The organism is Anaeroplasma sp. (assembly GCF_034179385.1).
Classification (GTDB): Bacteria; Bacillota_I; Bacilli_A; order Acholeplasmatales; family Anaeroplasmataceae; genus Anaeroplasma.
Genome location: NZ_JAXFPY010000034.1, coordinates 1 through 2,484 on the forward strand (window position 1 = coordinate 1; position 2,484 = coordinate 2,484).

General features: G+C 33.4%; 2 protein-coding genes and 1 pseudogene. All 3 read left to right on the forward strand.

Annotated elements, in window-relative coordinates; genetic code table 11:
* Positions 1 to 192: 192 nt before the first annotated feature.
* A complete protein-coding gene (locus tag SPJ17_RS02355) occupies positions 193 to 855 on the forward strand; it encodes a hypothetical protein (protein ID WP_321092377.1) in 663 nt (220 codons plus the stop codon).
* A gap of 93 nt (positions 856 to 948) precedes the next feature.
* The gene (locus SPJ17_RS02360; RefSeq protein ID WP_321092379.1) at positions 949 to 1,797 is read left to right on the forward strand and encodes a hypothetical protein; all 849 of its coding nucleotides are present in this window, start codon (positions 949 to 951) and stop codon (positions 1,795 to 1,797) included.
* A gap of 205 nt (positions 1,798 to 2,002) precedes the next feature.
* Positions 2,003 to 2,302: pseudogene (locus tag SPJ17_RS02365) on the forward strand (phage tail tape measure protein); the annotation flags it as partial.
* Positions 2,303 to 2,484 lie beyond the last annotated feature (182 nt).

Genomic DNA, 2,484 nt, shown 5'->3' on the forward strand with positions numbered 1-2,484 from the left:
GAGAATGACGGATTATACGGATTTAGTACTAATAGATTATATGTTGCTGCTACTATTGGGGAAATAGATCAAAAGAAAAATGTATTAACAGGTCAATATATTTTCGCGTTAAATGTAATGAATTTACAAGTTGGCTGCGACCAAGTTTATAAAGCATAATTAATACTCGATTCTATGAAAGGAGGTTAATATATGGCTGAAGAACTTTTGATAACCCTTGGTGTCCAAGATAAAAATGCAACTGCCCAAATAAGGGCGCTTTCAAATAATATTAAGTCTTTAGATAATCAAATAAAAATAGCTAATTCTGGAATGAAAGGGTTTGGAACTACATTATCTGGATTGCAACAAAACTATACCTTATTTACAGCTAAGATGAAGAATATGCAAACCCAATTGCGTTCCTACAAAACTAGATTAGCAGAAGCTAATGAAGGTATTCAAAGACAACAAGCTTTAATGGCAGAATTATCTGCTAGAGGAGAAGAAAACTCTACAGCTTATGCTAGAGCCGCAGCTTCTTTGGATAAATATAGGGCTCAAGCAAATAGTACTCAAAACGGTATTGCCGAACTAGAAGGCAGGATTGGAAATTTAAACCAACAAATAGCCCAAACAGAAACCTTAATGGGTAATTTTAATTTACTGCATTTTGGTGAACAAGCCGTACAAATAGGACAAAATTTCCAAAATACAGGACAAAAGATTCAAAATGTAGGTAAAGGAATACAAACCGTAGGTACTACAATTTCAACATTATCTGCACCATTTGCAGTAGCTGCAGTAGGTGCAGCAAAGGCAGCCATATCTTACGAAGATGCATTTGCTGGGGTAAATTCTTGCTCCAATTACTAGAAATAGTAAATAAAAAAAATCGAGCAAAATCGGTAAAAATCTAATAAACATTTAGACCTAAACTTCTATATTATATATAGGAGGTAGATTGTAATGAATAAGTTTTATGTATACGAATATGTTAGACTAGATATTAATGAACCATTTTATGTAGGTAAAGGTACAGGAGATAGATGGAGAATTTTAAATAATTCACGAAACCCTCACTTTAAAAACATTGTTAATAAAATCCAAGTCGCTGTAGTTATACTAGAAGACAATCTCGAAGAAAATACAGCGTTTGAATATGAAATATTCTATATAGAACTATATAGAGATATGGGATATAATTTAACTAATATATGTGATGGAGGAGAGGGAGTAACTAATTATATCCCTTGGAATAAAGGTAAGAAATGTCCTCAGTTATCTAGAAAATATAACGGGTTTTATGGGAAACATCACACTAAAGAATCATTAGAAAGAAATAGACAAGCACACTTAGGAAAATCTTCTCAAAATGTATATAAAAGGAAAGTAGTGTGTTTAAATACTTTAAAAATATTTAATAGCTTAAAGGAAGCTAGTGATTACTATGGTCTACCAGCTCCAAACCATATCGGAGATTGTTGCAAAGGACAAGTTAAACAATATGGAAAGTATAAGGGACAATGTTTGATATGGAGATATTTAGAGGATTTTAAAGAATTGTCTAAAGAGGATATACAAAAATTAATAGATGAAGGACAGTTATCAAAATCTATTAATTCCCGTTCTACTAAAGTATACATTAATAGTAATTTATTTAATTCAAAAGTTCTTGCTTCTATATGGTTAATGAATAAAGGTTATTGTAATAATAAGGAAACTGCTAGACGCGCTATAAATCGCCATATTGATACAGGAATACCTTATAAAGGTTTAATATTTACATCTATAGACAATACCGAGGTAAATGACTAAATTGCGAAAGGTTAGTCATCACCGTAGAGCGTAGGGAGTGAACAAATATAATCTCCCCAAGAGTGTTCGACATCCTAACAAGTAAGGTTGAGGATGAAAATGTACGCCAAACTGGGTTGGAATTGACCAACTGATGAAAATGGGTGTGAACTCCAGAGGGTAAGATAAAAAGCTTACCGTTAATAACGATTGAAGAAAAACCGTAGACGGTACTGAAACTCAATTGAGTCAATTAAGTGATGCAATTCGTAATATGGCAAAAGAAATGCCAACTAGTGCAAATGAAATAGCTGCAGTTGCAGAAGCTGCAGGTCAATTAGGTATTAAAACTCCTGATGTCGCTGAATTTACAAAAGTAATGGTAATGTTGGGAGATACTACTAATATGAGTGCTACAGAAGCAGCTACCCAATTAGCACGTTTAGCTAATATTACAGGTATGAGTGCTAGTGAGTACTCTAATTTAGGTGCAACTATAGTTGACCTTGGTAAAGTTATTGCCTAGGTCTTTAAAATAAATCGGGCAAAATCGGTGAAACTCTTTATAAGACAATACCGAGGTAAATAAGTAAATTGCGAAAGGTTACTTATCACCGTAGAGAGTAGGGAGTGAATAAATATAATCTCCCCAAGAGTGTCCGACAATCGAGAGATTGAATATGTACTCCAAACTGGGTTGGAATTGAC